This window comes from Flavobacterium sp. UM26, assembly GCF_057922445.1.
In genome coordinates this window covers 223,185-241,660 of the sequence record NZ_JBVHCY010000005.1, presented here as the reverse complement: position 1 = coordinate 241,660, position 18,476 = coordinate 223,185, and the positions used below count along the sequence as shown (strand labels likewise).

Annotated in this window: 11 protein-coding genes; 3 read left to right on the top strand and 8 right to left on the bottom strand. The window is 35.7% G+C overall.

All coding sequences use genetic code 11. From position 1 onward, the window contains the following. Positions 1-292: 292 nt before the first annotated feature. A complete protein-coding gene (locus ACZ1AQ_RS08385) occupies positions 293-1,180 on the bottom strand; it encodes a winged helix-turn-helix domain-containing protein (protein WP_489632467.1) in 888 nt (295 codons plus the stop codon). Positions 1,181-1,291: 111 nt separating this feature from the next. On the opposite strand from ACZ1AQ_RS08385, the gene ACZ1AQ_RS08380 reads away from it, so the two are divergent. Then, positions 1,292-1,840, top strand: a complete 549-nt coding sequence (locus ACZ1AQ_RS08380) for a hypothetical protein (RefSeq protein ID WP_489632466.1) — start codon at positions 1,292-1,294, stop codon at positions 1,838-1,840. Between the two features lie 380 nt (positions 1,841-2,220). Here ACZ1AQ_RS08380 and ACZ1AQ_RS08375 read toward each other — a convergent pair whose 3' ends face one another. Both ACZ1AQ_RS08375 and ACZ1AQ_RS08370 read right to left on the bottom strand, forming a co-directional pair. Continuing rightward, positions 2,221-4,095: a M1 family metallopeptidase gene (locus ACZ1AQ_RS08375; RefSeq protein WP_489632465.1), complete on the bottom strand. Its 1,875-nt coding sequence runs from the start codon at positions 4,093-4,095 to the stop codon at positions 2,221-2,223. Positions 4,096-4,128: 33 nt separating this feature from the next. After that, positions 4,129-5,724: a S8 family peptidase gene (locus ACZ1AQ_RS08370; RefSeq protein ID WP_489632464.1), complete on the bottom strand. Its 1,596-nt coding sequence runs from the start codon at positions 5,722-5,724 to the stop codon at positions 4,129-4,131. A 209-nt stretch (positions 5,725-5,933) separates the two neighbouring features. On the opposite strand from ACZ1AQ_RS08370, the gene ACZ1AQ_RS08365 reads away from it, so the two are divergent. Continuing rightward, positions 5,934-10,889: a T9SS type A sorting domain-containing protein gene (locus tag ACZ1AQ_RS08365; protein ID WP_489632463.1), complete on the top strand. Its 4,956-nt coding sequence runs from the start codon at positions 5,934-5,936 to the stop codon at positions 10,887-10,889. Positions 10,890-10,959: 70 nt separating this feature from the next. Here ACZ1AQ_RS08365 and ACZ1AQ_RS08360 read toward each other — a convergent pair whose 3' ends face one another. Together ACZ1AQ_RS08360 and dprA are read right to left on the bottom strand one after the other, a co-directional pair. Next, positions 10,960-11,817: an MBL fold metallo-hydrolase gene (locus tag ACZ1AQ_RS08360; protein WP_489632462.1), complete on the bottom strand. Its 858-nt coding sequence runs from the start codon at positions 11,815-11,817 to the stop codon at positions 10,960-10,962. A gap of 178 nt (positions 11,818-11,995) precedes the next feature. Further along, a complete protein-coding gene (dprA, locus tag ACZ1AQ_RS08355; protein WP_489632461.1) occupies positions 11,996-13,096 on the bottom strand; it encodes a DNA-processing protein DprA in 1,101 nt (366 codons plus the stop codon). A 219-nt stretch (positions 13,097-13,315) separates the two neighbouring features. Between dprA and ACZ1AQ_RS08350 the strand changes: the two genes are divergently transcribed. Further along, positions 13,316-14,311: an HU domain-containing protein gene (locus ACZ1AQ_RS08350; protein WP_489632460.1), complete on the top strand. Its 996-nt coding sequence runs from the start codon at positions 13,316-13,318 to the stop codon at positions 14,309-14,311. Between the two features lie 45 nt (positions 14,312-14,356). Here the strand turns inward: ACZ1AQ_RS08350 and ACZ1AQ_RS08345 are convergent, their stop codons facing one another. The 3 genes from ACZ1AQ_RS08345 to ACZ1AQ_RS08335 form a co-directional block, all read right to left on the bottom strand. After that, positions 14,357-16,627, bottom strand: a complete 2,271-nt coding sequence (locus ACZ1AQ_RS08345) for a helix-turn-helix domain-containing protein (RefSeq protein WP_489632459.1) — start codon at positions 16,625-16,627, stop codon at positions 14,357-14,359. 163 nt (positions 16,628-16,790) lie between these two features. After that, positions 16,791-17,354 (bottom strand): OmpH/Skp family outer membrane protein, encoded by a 564-nt coding sequence (locus ACZ1AQ_RS08340; RefSeq protein ID WP_489632458.1) that lies wholly within the window; start codon positions 17,352-17,354, stop codon positions 16,791-16,793. A 243-nt stretch (positions 17,355-17,597) separates the two neighbouring features. Next, positions 17,598-18,446, bottom strand: a complete 849-nt coding sequence (locus ACZ1AQ_RS08335; protein WP_489632473.1) for a class I SAM-dependent methyltransferase — start codon at positions 18,444-18,446, stop codon at positions 17,598-17,600. Positions 18,447-18,476 lie beyond the last annotated feature (30 nt).

The window sequence follows — 18,476 nt, the reverse complement described above, 5'->3', positions numbered from 1 at the left end:
TATAACTGACAAAGTCCTAATCGGGGCATAAGTAGCTAACTTTGATGGAAGATAAGGTTCACTTTGTCAGTTTGGTTGTTGATTAAAAGTACTCTAAATTTATTTAGCAAATCTAAAGGATGGCAGTGGAAATCCTTTGTTGCCGGGGTTCGGCAATAAAGATTGTAACGAACAGCGGGACAACTCGTGAGGTGTTCAAAGAAGTGCTGCTCCTAAAAAACAAACACAAATTACACGAATGAGCACGAATGCATTCCTTCGAATTCCCATTTGCGACCGCGATAGTTTTCCATTAAGCCGTTACTTCCAACTTGTATCCTTTGCCGCGTACCACTACAATGTTACTCCTTGTATCCAGTTCTAGTTTTTTTCTGAGTTTTGAGATGAACATATCCAGACTACGGCCCACGATGACACCTTCGTCTTCCCAAATTTCTTTTTGCAAGCGGCTTCGGGCTATGGTTTCGTTGGGAGCTGAAGCAAAAATGCGCAACAAACGCGTTTCGGTTGCGGTCAAAACTTCGATTGTTTCGTTGATTTGCAGTTGACGTTGTTGCGCATCAAACACGACCGAACCAAAAGTAAATAGCTTGTCATCCTCGGTTTTGGCTACCGTATTTTTCGGCTTAGCTGGCTTCAAAAAAACAAAACCAAGCAGGGCAAAAAAGGACAAACCTCCCAAAATATACCCATAGTTTGTTGCGAAGCCATTGGTTTTAAAGGTAATATTGATGGTATAACAAGCCACGGGTTGCTTTCTTCCTAGACAGGCTACAATATCGTCTTTTTTGTTTTTGGAAATGGCGTATCCATAAGCGACAGTCGCGTTGGCACAGTTAAGCACACTAACCACATAATCGTTGGCTAGCGGGTCTTTGGCTAACCAACGCTGCGTCGTTTTCACCAGAGCATCGGGTTGAAAGCTAAACGCACTCTCAAAAGTGATTTGATACTCGTTCTCGGAAATCTTTTTTATGGGAAGCACTCTTGAAGTACTGTCGCCAGACTGCAGGAGTATGTCGTGTCCAATGCGGCGCAATAACACTTCTCGTTTAGAACTAGCATAGTTGTCCTTATCCCCAAAGCTGAATCCAACGCAGATTACTACAATGAATAAGAGTCCCATCCATCCGAAGAGGTAGTTGCGTTGTCTGGAAAGGAGATGTTGACTAAATTGCATGGTGTCAAGTTTTTATTTACAAAGTTTACATTTTTATTTACAATCCCAATTGCTTCAGCCTTAAAATATTCAAATACATTCGCAGTATCAATTTTAAAAAACGGCAACGCTATGAAAAAAACCATCTATTTATTGACCTTAGCCCTGACTTTACTAAGCGGAGTAGTATTGGCTAATTATGAAATGAAAAATGAAAACAATTCCCCCAAGAAACCAAGTTCGATTGCTGACAAAAAAGCCAATGAAAAAGCAAGAAAAAAATGGGAAGCTTCTCCTGACGGCAAACGGTATATGGCTTGGAAAGTATCGCCATTGGGGAAAAAAGTGCAGGCTAGTTATGAAAAAATAAAGCCTTCTATAAAAGCTTTCAGCAAAATGGAAGCCGTGGTTACTTGTATGAATTATCAGCGTCCAAGTACCAATAATTCGGGACCCAAATGGCTTATTGTGGATATTAAGGGCGAACGATATATGATGCAATTCATTCCTAAAGAATTCGAGCTATTAAAAGACTTAAAAGTTAACGACACAATAACTATCAAAAGCCGTAGCGCCGGACTCTCTGATAATCATCCCCATTTGATTTTATCGAGCGACTATATTGAGCACGACAATAAGGTGCTTTTTGAACGTGATTTGAACAAAAATAATGGGTGTTGAAATAGACCCTTTTAGACAATTTTGTCAAAAAAGATATGTAGGCCGAGCTAGAGGCAACAAGCAAATCGTTAATCTTCATACTTTTTATGCCATTCTATGTTTTTATTATGAAAACAAAAAGCTCTCGTCTAGACCCGATTGTAGTGGAAATCCTTATGGCCCGGGGTTCGGGGCATAAGATTATAACGGAAAGCGGGACAACTCGTGTGGTACGCAAAGAAGTGCTGCTCCTAAAAAAAACAAACACCAATGACACGAATGGGCTCGAATTCGAAGTCAAATGGTAGTTCCCTTAGCAAACCCTGTCAGAGTTTTGAACTCTGACAGGGTTAAAAAAAAAGTCTAGCTTTCACTAGACTTTTTAAGGTATTTCGAAAAAATTATTTCACTTCCAAAATGTTGTTGGCGGGTTTTACATCGGCTAGTAAACCACTAGGATCGATGGTGATTTTTTTGATGGCTGATTTGGGTTTGCCAATCGTCAACTCATAGGTGGGATACGCCCAAGCCCAATCTTTGGCCACCGTTCTTTTGATGGCTGGCGTTGGATTTTCTTTTTCAAAACTCATCATTCGCAACGGAATGTAGAAGCTTTCGGTAGTACCATCGGTGTATTCTACATACAAATCGATAGGCATTGGCATACGCCCGATGCGTTCTAACGTCACCACAGTTTTGTCGGCGGCTTCTTTGGCTTCTTTTATGGCGTAATCAATCGTGTTGGTAGTTTGGGTCCAATCGGTCAAATACCAGTCCAAATTGGCGCCAGAAATGCGTTCTGCGCTTCTTTTGATGTCATTTGGCGTTGGATGTTTGAATTGAAAGTCTTGATAGTACTTTTTCAAGGTTTTCAATAGGTTGTCTTTCCCAATCAAATAACCCAATTGCGTTAAGAACACTTCGCCTTTGCTGTAAGAGGTAATACTGTACCAACGGTTTTTGTCAAATCTATCGGCGTGCGTGCTTTGTGGCTGCTCTTCGCCAGAATTGGCCATAGCAAGGTAACCTTTGTAAGCATTAATAAAAGGATTTTCAACGGGTTTCTCGGAAATGGCATTCAGACCAAAATCTTCCAAAAACGAAGTGAATCCTTCGTCCATCCATCCGTGTTTGGATTCGTTAGACGCCAAAACGTGTTGGAACCAAGAGTGCGCCATTTCGTGACCCGTAACTCCCAATAATCCCTCGAAAGTTCCTTCGCCTAAAATCAAAGTACACATGGCGTACTCCATTCCGCCGTCGCCACCCTGAATTACAGAATACTGCTTGTAAGGATAGTTGCCAACGGTTTCATTATAGATTTCCATAAGCTTAGCCGTCTTGGGTTGCAAGGCTTTCCAATTGGCAATAATCTTTGGATTGTTTTTGTATAAAAAGTGTAAATCTACGTTGTTCGGTCCTTTTATCACATCGTGCAAATAGTCTTTGTCTGCAGCCCAAGTGAAATCGTGCACGTCTGGAGCATAAAAATGCCACGTCAGCGTTTTCGATTTTTTGTTGACTGGCACCGTAACGCCAGCATCTTGGTAGCCATAACCAATGTTGTTTTTGTTTTGCAAGTAACCCGATCCGCCCAAAACGTAGGCTTTGTCAATCGTAATTTTCACATCAAAATTACCCCAAACACCGTGAAATTCTCGAGCGATATACGGATCGGCGTGCCAACCTTCAAAATCGAATTCGGCCATTTTTGGGTACCATTGCGTCATCGATAATTCAACACCTTCTTTGTTATTGCGCCCAGAACGACGAATTTGAACGGGAACTTGTCCTTCAAAATCAAGTGTGAAAATGGTTTTTGCGCCTGGTAATAAAGGCTTAGCCAAAGTAACTTCGAGTATCGTTCCAACTTCTTTCGCCGAAGCCGCTACTCCATCTTGTTTAAAATTAGCAATATGCAAAAAACCAATTTCGTTGGGTTTCAAATCTTTGATGCGGCTTTGTTTGGTTTCTACTCCATTTACCGTGGCTTTGTGCACCATACGTGCATCAGGATCTTTGATACTTTGGATTCTCGCATCCATTTCGCTTCCTGGTGAAAAAGCATTAGGATACAAATGATAGAAAACTCTAGTCAAGGTCTCAGGTGAATTATTGGTGTACACCAATTCTTGTTTCCCTTTGTATTGATAGGTTTTCACATCCATCGACACATCCATTTTGTAATCGACGTGTTGTTGCCAATAGCTAGTGTTTTGAGCCGAAAGCCATCCAAAAGCGGATAATAAAAAGGAGACTAAAACTATTTTTTTCATTCGAATAACTTTATGATTAATATGTTCAAGGTTTTATCCTTGGATTTTCAATTTTGCTTTTGGGTTTTTACTCAATTGCTCTGCCATTTTAAAAGCATTATAAGCATTGACCATCGAAGCGGATTTGCCTACCTCAGCAGCATTTTTCAATTCTTTCTTTTCGCCAACAACTACTTTTGATGGTAATGGAGTTCCAGAACTCATCAAGATTTGTTTTACTTGTTTGGCCGACAATTTTGGGAAATAAGAACGAATCATTGCCGCTACACCCGCTACATTTGGAGAAGCCATAGAAGTTCCTTGCAAATATTTGTATTTGTTATTCGGGATGGTAGCATAGATTTCTTCACCTGGAGCAAAAACATCTACATTGAAAGCGCCATAATTAGAAAAACCAGCGATTACTCCTTCGCCATAGTTATAGTTTAATGCTCCAACTGTGATTACATTCGAAGCAAATTCTATTTTGTTATCGTCTGAATCGTTCGGGAAATTAGCATTTTCGGCTAAATCTATATTAAGTCCATCATTGCCCGCTGCGTGAACAAAAAGTACATCTTTTTTCTCAGCATATTTGATAGCGTCATACACCCATTGCTTGTGTGGTGAAAAACTTTTCCCAAAACTTCCGTTGATAACTTTAGCACCATTGTCTACTGCATAGCGAATAGCCAAAGCAATATCTTTATCATATTCATCTCCGTCTGGAACGGCACGAATGGTCATAATTTCAACATTGTTAGCAATCCCATCTCCGCCTAAATTGTTGTTTCGTGTTTGTGCAACAATCCCCGCAACGTGAGTTCCGTGTAAGGCCTCTTCTTTGTCTGGACCAAAAACAATATTGTTACCATATTTGGTGTTTTTGATGTCGTCTGGATTGTCTCCAACCGCTTTACGTCCATCTAACTCCAAATTCAAATTGTAGTTCAATTGATCGTACACATACTTACGGTATTCTTCGATTTGCCCTTTAAAGTCTGCTCCAGCATTGGTCAAAATTTGAGTCATCACGGCTTTCGCATTGGTCAACTCAGGCTCTGTAGTCGTAATAGCTTTTACTTCATCTAGCGTATATACCTCTTTTTGCAAGTGTTTTTGCACGACTTTGTCAACATTGATAATAAAATCAACTTGTTGCTTGCCTTGCATCGCCTCAGCATATTTTTTGTCATAGGCTGTTTTGGCTTGTTTGTAAGTAGCTGAACCATCGTCACCTTTTTTGACAATACGCGTCATTTCTAAGGTTTCGTGCAAATCGTTGCCCAAGAAATTCCATCCGTGTACATCGTCGATAAACCCATTTTTGTCATCGTCAATACCGTTGCCAGCAATTTCTTTTTTGTTTGTCCAAAGTACTGATTTTAAGTCTTCGTGCTCAATATCCACTCCAGAATCAATGATGCCTACAATGACTTTTTTTCCTTTTTTATCTTTGATTAACTCTGCATACATTTTGTCGACACTCATTCCTGGAATACTGTCTTTAGCCAAATCTAAATGCGACCAACGCTGCAATTGTTGCTCGGTTAATTTTCCTTTTTTACCCGTAAATGTCTGTGCATTCCCTGATAAACAAAAAGCCAATGCCAATGCCAAAGCCCATTGGGTGTATTTTATTTTTTTCATTGATGATGAATTAGAATTAGTTTTTCTTTCCAAAAATAAGAGAAGTGAATTAGATAGCGTGCAATTGTTAACTGTTTTTTGTGAGAAAAGTGGATTTAAAGTCCGTAAAATTTTGAAAACAAAAAAACATGGAATATTCTTAATAATTTTTTAGTTAAAATAAAAGAGATTTTATAAACTTGTAGTATTTTATTACAAACCCCTTTTTTATGAAAACAAAATTACTTTTGATGTTTTTGTTTTTGACCATTACCTTGCAAGCCCAAACCAATTTGGTGCCCAATGGTGATTTCGAAAACTGGACATCCTCCTCACAACCAGACAAATGGCTCAGATCTTTTAGCGGATTAGTATTTCAAAGCACTTCTGCTCAAAATGGAAGTTCGAGTACTAAAATGCAAATTACAAGCGGTACTCTTAATTTCATCAACAGCGAATTTTTTCCGGTTGTAGCCGGTAAAACGTATCGCATTACGATGTATCACAAACTGGTTACGGGTACTTTCTCGTCCATTGAGTTAAGTTTGTATCACAAACCAGGCACTTTTAAAGAAGAAATTGCCAAAAAAACAACTGCGGTAACTTCTAGTACTGAATGGCGTAAATTAGAATTTGACTACACCCCAACCGTAAGCGAATCTATCGAAGTAGATATCTGGACAACCGGTACGCTGAACTCAGAAATCTTAGTTGATAATGTTTCTGTGGTTGATGCGGCTACTTTAGGGCCACTATACACTTCGATTCCTGATCTTAATTTTGAGAAAAAATTAATTGCACTAGGACACGATTCTGGTACTCCTGATGGTAAAGTGTTGACTTCGAATATAAAGGCTGTAACATCACTCACTCTTGACGCAACTACCATTGCTGATTTAACTGGAATAGAGGATTTTGTAGCTCTAAAAACATTGATTTGCTCAGGTAATAGTGGTTCGCTCAATGGTGGGAATGGGTTATTGACAAAAATTGATGTCTCCAATAACAGTGTCTTATCTAGTTTGCATATTTGTTATAATAAAATAAAAAGTATAGACATCTCTAAGAACGTGCTGCTGACCTATTTAAATGTTTCTGTGAATGGAATAACTGGTTTGGATGTTTCTAACAATGTAGCTTTAACTAATCTTGATTGTTCTACTAACCAATTAACAACCCTAGACATTTCTAAAAATGTGGCTTTAACTACTCTTTATTGTTCTAGCAACCAATTAACCACATTAGATCTTTCTAAAAATGTGGCTTTATCAAATTTTAATTGTTCATATAATAAATTAACCACATTAGATCTGTCTAAAAATGTAGCTTTAACAAGACTTTATTGTTGGAGGAACCAATTAACCACATTAGATCTTTCTAAAAATGTGGCTTTATCAGATTTTAATTGTTCATATAATAAATTAATCAGTTTGAATCTTAAAAATGGAAAAAACACTTTAATTACTACAAATAACATAGACCTTACTCAAAACCTAAATCTAAGCTGTATTTTGGTGGATGATGCTAACTATGCCAATACCAATTGGGCGAATAAAAAAGATCCTTTTGCTTTTTTCTCACCGTATGATTGTAGCTTGATTACACAAATACCGGATGCTAAATTTGAAGACAAACTTATTGCCTTGGGCATTGACACTGATGGGAAAAATGGTGTAGTCTTAAGTTCAAGTATTGCAACTATAGCTACATTAGATGTTAGTAATAGTAGCATTATAGATTTAAAAGGTATCGAAGGATTTAAAGCCTTGACTACTTTAAATTGTTCTGGAAATCAATTGAAAAAATTAGATCTTTCTAAAAACACTGAAATAGCTACTTTAAATTGTTCTAATAGCTCTACTTTAACTTGTATACAGGTAGCTGATATTGCTGCTGCTGAAAAATGGAACACTACCAAAGATGCTACCGCAAGTTTTAGTTTAGATTGTACTATTTACACGTTAATTCCAGATACTAAATTTGAAGATAAACTGATCGCACTAGGGATTGATAAAGATGGTAAAAATGGTAAAGTGGCTACTCAAAGTATAGCGGGCATAACCTCACTTGATGTTTCTTCTAGTTCGATAACAGACTTGAAAGGAATACAAGATTTTGTATCGTTAAAAAACTTGAATTGTAACAGTAATGGTTTAACCAGCTTAGATATAACCAAAAATGTGGCTTTATCATTTCTTGATTGTTCTCGCAATCAATTAACCACAATAGACCTTTCTAAAAATGTGGAGCTAACTAGACTAGACTGTTATTTCAACAAATTAAATTCAATAGATCTATCTAAAAATTTGGTTTTAAACCAGCTCTATTGTGGTAATAATGAATTAACCACACTAGATCTTTCTAAAAATGTGGCTTTAGGTACTCTATATTGTGATAATAACAAATTAACCACACTGGATCTTTCTAAAAATGTAAATTTATTTGTACTTAAAGTAACAAGTAACCAATTAACCAGTTTGAATCTCAAAAATGGTAAAAATACTTTACTAGATAACATAAATATAAATCTTACTAGTAACCTAAAATTAAACTGTATTGCAGTAGACGATGTTGCCTACGCCAATACCAATTGGGCGGATAAAAAAGATTCTTTTGCTTTTTTCTCACCGTATGATTGTAACTTAATAACACAAATACCAGATGCTAAATTTGAAGACAAACTCATTGCTTTAGGCATTGATACGGATGGGAAAAATGGTGTAATCTTGAACTCAAGTATTGCAACTATAACTATGTTGGATGTTAGTAATAGTGGCATTATAGATTTAAAAGGTATCGAAGGGTTTAAAGCCTTGACTACTTTAAATTGTTCTGGAAATCAATTGAAAAAATTAGATCTATCTAAAAACACCACGATTGCTGCTTTAAATTGTGCTACTAATTCAAATTTAACTTGTATTCAAGTAGCGGATATTGCTGCTGCTGAAAAATGGAACACTACCAAAGATGTTACCGCAAGTTTTAGTTTAGATTGTACTGTTTACACGTTAATTCCAGATGCTAAATTTGAAGATAAATTGATCGCACTAGGGATTGATAGAGATGGTAAAAACGGAAAAGTGGCAACCGAAAGCATAGCTGGCATAACCTCACTTAATGTTAGTAATAGTGGGATTACCAACTTAACCGGGATTCAAGATTTTGTAGCGTTAAAAACCTTATACTGTTACAATAATGGTTTAACCAGCTTAGATATAACCAAAAATGTGGCTTTATCATTTCTTGATTGTTCTCGCAATCAATTAACCACAATAGACCTTTCTAAAAATGTGGAGCTAACTAGACTAGACTGTTTTTTCAACAAATTAAATTCAATAGATCTATCTAAAAATTTGGTTTTAAACCAGCTCTATTGTAATAATAATGAATTAACCACACTTGATCTTTCTATAAATGTGGCTTTAACTAATCTAAAATGTTATAATAACAAATTAACCACTCTAGATCTGTCTAAAAATGTAGCTATAAAATATCTTGATTGTGAAAACAACCAATTAACTACGATAGATCTTTCTAAAAATGTGGCTTTAACTACTTTTTATTGTGCGTACAACAAATTAACCAGTTTAAATCTCAAAAATGGTAAAAACACGTTAATACCCACGAATTCAATTAATCTTGCTGGTAACCCAAATCTAAAGTGTATTTTGGTGGATGATGAGACCTATGCTAATGCTAATTGGTCGACTAAAAAAGATGCTACCACTTCTTTTAATGCTACCGATTGTACCCCTTATACTTTGATTCCTGACCCAAGCTTTGAGGATAGATTAATCCTATTAGGCATCGATACCGATGGTAAAAACGGAAAAGTAAAAACAGCAAGCATTGAAACACTTACGGATCTTAGTGTAATTAATGCTGGTATTAAAGACTTAACAGGAATTCAAGATTTTAAATCCTTAAAATCACTCGTTTGTAACGCTAATGAACTTACCACTATTGATATTAGTAAAAACATCGCTTTAACAGAGCTGTATTGCAACAACAATTTAATAACTACGCTTGACGTTTCCAAAAACATAAACCTTTCGTATTTGGCTTGTTTTGACAATCAGATAGCGGTTTTGGATGTTAGCAAGAATCTACTACTTAAAACGCTAAGCGCAAGAAATAATAAAATCGCTGCTTTAGACCTTTCAAAGAATGTTCTTTTAGAAACACTAATTTGCAAGGACAATGTCTTGACAAGCTTGAACTTGAAAAATGGTAAAAACACAATATTGTCTACGTTAGACATTAGAAATAATACTAGTCTTTATTGTATTTTAGTGGATGATGTGGCTTATGCTGTAGCCAATTTTACACAAAAAGATGCAACAGCTGACTTTTCGTTAAACTGTTCTTCTACGGTTGTTTATACCACTATTCCTGATGTTAAATTTGAAGAAAAATTAATTGCATTAGGTATTGATAATGACGGTAAAAACGGAAAAGTAAAAACTACCAGTATCGAATACTTAAAATCGATTAATTTACAAATGGCGGAAATACAAGATTTGACTGGAATACAAGATTTTAAAAATTTAGAGGTGCTTGATTGTGGAATCAATAGTTTAACAAAGTTGGATATCACAAAAAATTTAAAACTTACTGAACTCTACTGTCATTTCAATTATTTAACCTCTTTGGACGTTAGCAAGAACCTCTTACTAACTATTATTCAGGCTAATAAAAATAGTTTACAAAAATTTGATGTATCTACCAATAAAGTACTTGCAGACTTAAATGTAAAAGACAATCTTTTGACTACCTTGAATTTAAAAAATGGATACAATAGTAAGGCACTTTACTATTTAACTAAAGGAAACCCTAATTTAACTTGTATTCAAGTAGATAGCAAAACTTATGCTGATGCCAATTGGTCTTCAAGTAAAGATGTTACAGCATCCTACTCAGAATCTTGTGCTAATCTATCGACTTCTGATATTGTTTTTGAAAAACTAAGTGTGTATCCGAATCCAACAAAAGGACCGCTTTTAATTGAAAACGTTTCGGTTAGTAATTTGAGAATTTATGATGGCTTAGGAAAACAAGTCAATGTTCCATACAGCAGTAACGGAACAAGCACAACGGCTAATTTTGAGCAGTTCCCAAAAGGAATTTACTACATGTACATAGATAGTGAAGGAGCCACAACGGTCAAGAAAATTATTGTAAAATAAACTTCACTTATCCCAATCAAAAAAGGCTATTTCAAAATTGAAATAGCCTTTTTTGTATCCAAATAATCTTTTACAACACTTCTTCACATGTAAAAACCTCTTTTAAACGAACGCCTTTTTCGGTGTGTTGTACCGTAATGATTTCGTTATGGGCATCGTGTTCTAAGAACAAAAAGTGGTTGTGATCTGCGGCGGCTGTGAGTACTTTGCTTTTTTCGGGCATAGTCAGCAACGGGCGGGTGTCGTAGCCCATCACATAGGGTAATGGGATGTGACCTGCCGTAGCCAATAAATCAGCACAAAAAACGATGGTTTTTCCGTTGTATGAAATATGTGGTAGCATTTGCTTTTCGGTGTGGCCATCGGCGTAGAAAATGTCAAAACCCATTTCGGTTGATGCACCAAAATCACCTTCTGGACGTTGGATAAAATGAAGCTGACCGCTTTCTTGCATTGGCAAAATATTTTCGGACAAAAAGGAAGCTTTTTCACGCGCATTGGGTTGTGTGGCCCATTGCCAATGGTTTTCGTTGGTCCAAAATTTAGCGTTTTTAAAAGCAGGTTCATAGCCTGTTCTGTCTTTATTCCACTGAATGCTTCCTCCGCAATGGTCAAAATGCAAATGGGTCATAAAAACATCGGTAATATCGTCGCGATGAAAACCGTGCTTTGCCAAGGAAGCGTCCAAAGAATGACTGCCCCAAAGCGAATAGTATCCAAAAAACTTCTCGGATTGTTTGTTGCCCATTCCTGTATCTATCAAAATCAAGCGATTGCCGTCTTCGATTAACAAACAACGTGCGGAAATGTCTATCAAATTATTAGCATCGGCGGGATTGGTTTTGTTCCAAATGGTTTTGGGGACCACGCCAAACATAGCGCCTCCGTCTAGTTTAAAATTTCCAGTTTCTATAGCGTATAACTTCATTTTTGATTTTTATTTCAAAAGTATGATTTATTGTGAAGAAAAATGAAAATTATAAGTTAAGATAGGGATTTGCGTGAGGGATGGCAGTGGAGCTCTCCCGATTTTTCATCGGGAAGCGGGAACGTACAGCCCGACCCGAAGTTTTTACGTAGGGGCACGCCCAAATAAAAAATCATAACTAAATCGCTTCAAACAATTTGCCTGGTAAAGGACGAATGACGCCTTTGAGTTCCATATTCAAGAGTAAACTTGAAAGTTTGAAAGTTGGCAATTGACAATCTATGGCAATGCTATCAAGCATTTCTTTGCCAGATTGTAAAAGGTAATCGTAGATTTTTTGTTCATCTGGCTCTAAAGCCACGAAGAGTTGTTTTTGAATGGCTTTTGGATTGGTTTGTATATCCCAATTGAGATTATAAATTAAATCGGCAGCACTTGTAATCATTGCTGCTTTTTGAGTTTTGATAAGATTATTGCATCCTAATGAATACTTATCAGTGGATCGCCCCGGAACCGCAAATACGTCACGATTATAATCATTGGCTATTTGGGCGGTGATTAATGAACCTCCTCGTTCGGCAGACTCTATGACGATAGTTGCCTGAGCCATACCGGCTACAATGCGATTGCGACGAACAAAATTTTCTTTATCTGGAGGGGTTGTACTCCAAAATTCGGAGATAAATCCGCCATTTTGTTCCATTTTGACCATGTACTTTTTATGGTTTTTGGGATAAATATGTTGCATCCCATGTGCCAAGACTCCAATAGTTTGAAGACCATGATCCATTGCTGCTTGGTGCGCCACTATATCCACACCATAGGCAAATCCGCTGATGATTACTGGGTTTAAGGGAGCCAAATCGGAGATGAATTGTTTGCAAAATTCGGTACCATAGGCGGTGATTTGACGCGTACCAACAATGCTAATCATTTTTTTATTGGTCCAATCTTGTTCGCCTGTACTGAACAAAAGTAGTGGACCATCAACACATTGTTTTAAGGATTCAGGATACTTTTTGTCTTGAAAAAACGAAACATTTATCTGATTATTAAGAAGGTAATCGAGTTCCGCTTGTGCTTTCGAAAATACGGTTGGGTCTTTTAAATTTTTAATGAGGGTCGCTCCTATTCCATCAATAGCGGCCAATTGCTGTGGTTTTGCTTTGAAAACGGCTTCGGCTGAACCTAAATGTTGTAGTAATTTCTTAGCAACTATATCGCCAACCCCTTCAACACGCTGCAGGGCTAGCAGAAAAAATAAATCTTGATTGGTCATGCTTTTACTTTAAAATTTTGGCGTATAGAAAAAAATTGAACAGAAATAAACCAAAAAACATCCTCAAAAAGTATCTTTTTCAGAGGAATTCAATGGAACTATCGCTAATTCAAATGTAATAAGTTATTGAAAGTGAAATATATAAATTTTAATGGAATTTGTTAATAAAAATTGTGAATAAAATTTTGATAACTATTTTGGTTGGCTAACTTTGTTAGTATGAAAATCGAACAATACATCTCTCAGCTTTTGTACCGTTACCAATGTGTAGCTGTACCGGGTTTTGGTGCTTTTTTAACTGAAACACAGTCTGCTCAATTGCAAGAAAGTACCAATTCGTTTTTTCCGCCCAAAAAATTGATTTCGTTTAATGCGAATTTAAAAAACAATGATGGATTACTTGCGCATCACATCGCTCAAGCGGAAAAAACTTCTTACGATTATGCCGTAAGTGCCATTCAATTTGAAGTATTTAATTGGAAAAAAAGATTAGAAACACACGGTGTTCTTTCTTTCAAAAACATTGGTACTTTTCGTTTGAATGCTGATGCTAACTTGGTCTTTACTGCTGAAGATAGCAACAATTACTTGACTAGTTCGTTTGGACTAAGTCCGTTTGTTTCTCCAATGGTTAAAAGAGAACTGTTCGAAAAAGCAGTTGAAGCAAAAACTTTAGTCGAAGAACCAATAATAAGACACACCCTTACTTTATCTCCTGAAGAAACTGAGGAAGAAGAAGTTACAAAAGGACAACGTTACCCATTTTTACGTTACGCGGCAATCTTTGTTCTAGGTTTAGGTATCACTTCAAGTGTTGGTTATAGCATTTACCAAAAACAAATAGAAGATGCTACACTTTTGGTTGAAACATCGGTACAAAAAAAGGTACAAAGCAAAATACAAGAAGCTACCTTTTTTATTGAAAGTCCTATCCCAACAGTGACATTATCAGTAAAAACAAATTCAAAAAAAGAAGTAGTATCGTTAAGATACCACATTATGGCTGGAGCTTACAGAAGTGAAGTTAATGCTAATAAAGAACTTAGAGAGTTGAAAAAATTAGGCTATGATGCCAAAAGAATTCCCGAGAACAAAAATGGTCTTTACCCAGTTGTTTATGGAAGCTATGCTACATTTGCCGAGGCTCAAAAAGCTCAAAAAGAAATCATAGAAGACCATAATCCTGATGCTTGGATTTTGATTCAATCTTTATAAAAAATGAAAAACCTATTCACAAACGAATAGGTTTTTTTTTGTAAATCAGCTATTTAAACTCGCCTTAAACATTCGAAGTTCCTCCCAAGTGAAGGTTTCACCGTATTTTTCTTTTAGAGGTGCCAATGTTTCTTCACTATACCCATAAAAAGCCTCCGAAAGCGCTTTCAATTTATCTTCTGGTAGGACAGCTTCTATTTTTATTTTTTGTTGCGAGATTAGCTTAGTAATGTGCAGCAAGACGGTTTCTTTTGTCAACATTCGAAGAAGCGCTATTTCGGTAATGGATTTATTTTCCAACCACAAATCATGCGTTTCTTCAACAGTATTTTTCTTTTGCACTTTTGCTCCTTTATCCTTTGTTTTATAGCGTATTACATCTATTTTCTCATCAAGTAAATTGGCATGTTGCTCATTAAAAGCATTCTTTACTTTTTCAATTTTATGGGACAAATAATTTTTAATCTCTGGAGAGGTTAATTTTTCTTTAGAAATAGTTTCCCCAGCAACAACTGTAGCGACTAAAAGTTGTGCTTTCATCAATCTAAGAACTGCTTTGGTCTGTAATTCTTCCAAAAGTGATAACTCCTCAAAATAACCTTTGGATTTCTTACTATACTGTGTTTCTTGCAATTTCCAAAGTAGGGATTCTACCATTGCATCCATTGGCTTCCAAAAATAGTCGAATGCTGCATTGATACGTTGTAAAATAAGATTGAGGTCAACCGTTTCATTTGCAAATAGTTTTTGCAATTGCAAAATAAATTTAGACGCAGGCTCTAATAGCTGTTCCATAGTATCAGCTTGTTCCTTTGCCCAATTTGCATTCCTAGATTTAAGAGATGAATCAGAAGCCTCCTCATAACTAAAACGATGATTGCGCCATTCTTGTGCTAATTGCTTCCAATTGAAGGTCGTACACAAATAATCTAAAATGAAATGTTTGGTTTCAAAATGCAATGCCGATTGCAAATACGTATCACTAGCTTTATTTTGAGCATACTCCATCACATCTTGATCACTAGAAATACCATTCATTCGTAGCGGAGAAAGCAAAATAAGCCCTTCTAACGAACGCAAACGAGATAAAGCAACATATGCTTGTCCGGGTAAAAAAACTTGCGATACATCAATTGCTGCTTTGTCAAAAGTTAAACCTTGGCTTTTATGCACCGTAATTGCCCAAGCCAATTTGATGGGATACTGAACAAAAGTACCCAAAACTTCTTCTTGAATTTCCTTTGTGAGTGGGTCAACTTGATAACGGATGTTTTGCCATTCGTACTTTTCAACTTCTATTGTTTTGTTTTCCTCTGGAAAATGTACCCTAATTTCTTTCTCGGTCAAAGAGGCAATAGTTCCCATTTTCCCGTTAAAATATTGTTTATCAAAAGATAAATCATTTTTGACAAACATAATTTGTGCACCGACTTTTAATTCTAACTGCGAATCTAATGGATAAATCTTTTCAGGAAAATCTCCAGTAATCTCAGGATAAAAACGATATAATTTACCTGCTAATTCTTTTAAAGATTCTGTATTAATCGTATCTGCTTTCGCATTATGAGTGGTCAAACAAATAAAACCTTTATTCGCTTTCAAATCAAAATCGGGCTTCACAAATTGATTTAGAGTAGCAATATCTTGATTAGTGATTTGATTATTTCTCAAATGATTCAAAACCGTAATGAATCGCTCATCTGTTTGTCTGTAAATATGAGACAATTCAATATACAGCGGTGGAAATTGAACTAAAACTTGAGCATGAAAAAAGAATTTCCCTCTATAATGATTGCGTAAAATACGCCATTCTTCATCTTTAACAACAGGAGGTAATTGTAGTAAATCTCCTATAAATAATATTTGCACCCCGCCAAAGGGAAAAGAATTTTTACGAACAGTCTGCATCATAAAGTCCATTGCGTCTAATAAATCAGCTCGCAACATACTTACCTCGTCAATTATAAGCAATTCCATATTACGAATAACCGCTTTCTTAACACCATTCATCTTAAAATGGCGCTTAAGCGTGGACTTCGTTTCAAACTTTGTACTTTCAAAGAACTGCGGGTCAGAATGGTCTGGTATGAAAGCACCAAAAGGCAATTGAAACATAGAGTGTATCGTTACTCCATTTGCGTTTAAAGCCGCAATTCCTGTAGGAGCAACAACTACTGTGTTTTTATGAGTCGTTTTAATAATCTCTTTTAACAAAGTAGTTTTTCCCGTTCCTGCCTTCCCTGTTAAAAAAACAGAACGATTGGTTTGATTGATAAATTGCAACGTATAAGCAGCAGCTGTAGATAAGGTTTGCATAAGGCGTATAATAATAAAAAACTAAAATAGTATAAAAAAAAGAGAGCATCAAATAAACATTAATCAAAAAAATAGAAATAAGTATCTTGAAATCATTCAATAAAAAGTAAAAAAAAAGCCTTCAATCTTTAATAGATGAAGGCTTTTCAATAGCTAAAAAAGCTTATTTTTTTGTTTCTTCTTTTTCTTTACTAGAACCAGAAGCTTTGTATTTTTCATTCAAGGCTTTGATAATATCTTTAGTAATATCAAATTTATCTTCCGCATACAAAATAGAAGCAGCATCACCTGTACCGTAGATGTAAGCGTATCCTTTTTCTTTACCGTAAGCCTTTATAAATTTCTTTACACCACTAACTAATGAATCCATCTCTTTACCACTTTCCATTTGCAACTGCTGAGACAATGCTTGTTGAGCATAACCTAACTGTTGCTCTCTTTTTTGTAATTCAGCACCTTTCTTTTGAGCCCATTCTTGACCATTTGCTTGTGCTTGTGCTTGAAAATTGGCTGCTTCTTGTTTGAATCGATTAATTTCAGCTTCTAATTGACGACCTTTCTCCTGTGCTTGTGCTTTGTATTTAGCTTCAAGGTCTTTTGCCTCTGTATATTCCTTCATTAATTCAGAAGTATCTACATACGCCGTTTTTACTTCTTTTACTTCTGCTTTTTTATCACAAGACACAATTGAAATTGCTAGTGCAAGGATAAGTAATGATTTTTTCATTTGAGTTAATTTATTATTTTAAGATGTTTGACAAAAATATAAAAAAATAGTTAGTAGCGACATAAAGTTTAAAAAATGAACGAAATTAACAACATCAATTTTTATTATTAAAGCCTTAAATACAATAAGAATACTTGATAAAAAATAACGCTCATAAATTAAAAATAAGACGCGTTTTAAAAAAAGCGACCAAATAGACTGTTTTCTATTAAAATCGTGGCTAAAAAAGCTTAAAAATAGATTTTACTTGTTTTTTAGCACATAAATTAGCGAAGAATACTCATTTGTGCGTCTTGCTTTCCAATTTGAACGTAGCCCTACAAAAAAAGCTGAAAAATAATTCATTTTACCCGTTTTATATTTTTCGGACAATAGACTCACATAAAATGAATCAAACTTCATTGGAAGTACTTTGCTTAATTTCATATTTTCTTTTTGAAAAAGCAGCTCAATAGCTTTTTTTGAAAAATGCCAAAAATGAATCGGAACATCATAAGCAGCCCAAAATTCTTGGTAATAGTTTGCATCGTATGATTTGAAATTGGGTACAGCAACAATTAAAGTCCCCGTAGGTTTTAATAATCGCTTTAATTCTTTGATTTGAAAACCTAAATCAGGAACGTGTTCCAAAACATGCCACATTGTAATACAATCAAAACTATGCGAAGCTAAAGAAGATGTATCGGGTACAAAAGAAATACCTTTTGTAATTGCTATGGCTTTAGCTTTGTCACTTGGTTCGATACCTGTCGTATTCCAGCCATTATTTTTGGCTACTAACAAAAAATCACCTGTACCAGCACCAATATCCAAAAGCTGACCTTTTGAAGTTTGCTCTGTATTGATTAATTCTAATTTATTTTTCAAAGCAATACCTTTTACAAAATGATAGGCTTTTTCAAATAAACTGCGTTTTGAGTCGGTATGCGAAATATAATCTACACTTTCATAATACCTTCCTAAATTATTCAATTCTGGTTGTGGATAAGTAACCAACATATCCAAAGTTGCATCGTAATGCAAATCAAAAATTTCTTGGGAAACAGAATAATCTTTTACAGTAAGAAAATGTTTTTTATCAGTTAAATTCATTTGAGGTTGATTAATTGCTGAAAAAGGCAT